The 1,097-nt window shown below is 74.7% G+C and carries 1 pseudogene; it reads right to left on the bottom strand.

Annotated features, from left to right (window positions below):
- Positions 1-1,097 (bottom strand): annotated as a pseudogene (locus MWU75_RS19620) (hypothetical protein); the annotation flags it as partial.

The following is a 1,097-nucleotide window of genomic DNA, read 5'->3' as shown; positions in this document are numbered from 1 at the left end:
CGTTGGCCTCGCAGGTGTGCCCGCCGGTGGCGTGGGCGGTGACGTGGTCGAACTGGCAGGCCGCGGCGGGCTGGGTGCAGCCCGGCGCGCGGCACATGCCGTCGGCGAAGGCGATCTGGGCCTTCATCACGGGGGTGAACGGGTAGGACTTGGTGGAGCGTTCCAGGCACCGCCCGGTGAGCGGGTCGGTGACCAGGCGGTGCATCACCGACCCTGGGGTCAACGCCAGCCGGGCCACTTCCTGCGGGGACAGGAACGTGGACCGGCGGCCCAGGACCTCCCCGATGCCGAACACCCCGGACCCGAACCGGGCCGCAGCCGGCCCCACCAGCCGTGCGCCCGGGGCAGAGTTCTCCTGCGGGCCCGGGCCGGGCAGTGAGCAGGCACAGTCCGGCCCGTGCTCACCCGCCCCCGGGGCAGAGCCCTGCCCAGAGGCAGAGTCCCCCAGCGGATCCGTCCGCGGGGCAGAGTCGCCCGGCTGCCCCGTCTCGGGGGCAGAGTCGCCCGGCTGACCCGTCTCGGGGGCAGAGTCCTGCGGCTGCCCCGTCTCGGGGGCAGAGTCCCCCTGCGCGTCGCTGCCGCTGTGGTCCTCTGCCTGCGTCGGGCTGTCCTGGGTGTGGTCGTCGGCGCCGCGCCCGTGGGTCGGGTCGGCAGCGGCCGAGGATGTGGCCTCGGCGCAGGTGCAGTGCCGGTCGCCGGGCTCACCGGCACCGTCTGCTTCGTCCGCCGCGTCCGCACCGGTCTGCTCGCCGTCACAGTCGGGGTCGGCGGAGCCGTCGGGGTCGGGGTTCAGGTGGTTGAGGGGGACGATGACATTCAGGACCGCTGGGGGTAGCCCGTCCAGGATCGCGGCCAGCTGTGCGGTCTGTTCGGGGGTGATCAGGTCGTCGCCGTCGGGCCAGTCGTCCAGGTGGACGGTGCCGCGCAGCAGCAACACGGTGCCGATCGCGGCACGCAGCTGGCCCAGGGTGCGGCCCTCACCGTTGGCGCGGGCCCGGCGGGCCGCGCCCTCCAGCCGGTCGCTGATCGCGGCCAGCTGGGTCCCGGTGCAGGACATCCCGAAGCTCGCGGTCCCGTCCTCATCGACCTTCCCCCAG

It is taken from the genome of Ornithinimicrobium sp. F0845, assembly GCF_023015765.1.
GTDB lineage: Bacteria > Actinomycetota > Actinomycetes > Actinomycetales > Dermatophilaceae > Ornithinicoccus.
The sequence above is the reverse complement of the archived record's forward strand: the minus strand, read 5'-3'. Positions and strand labels throughout refer to the sequence as shown.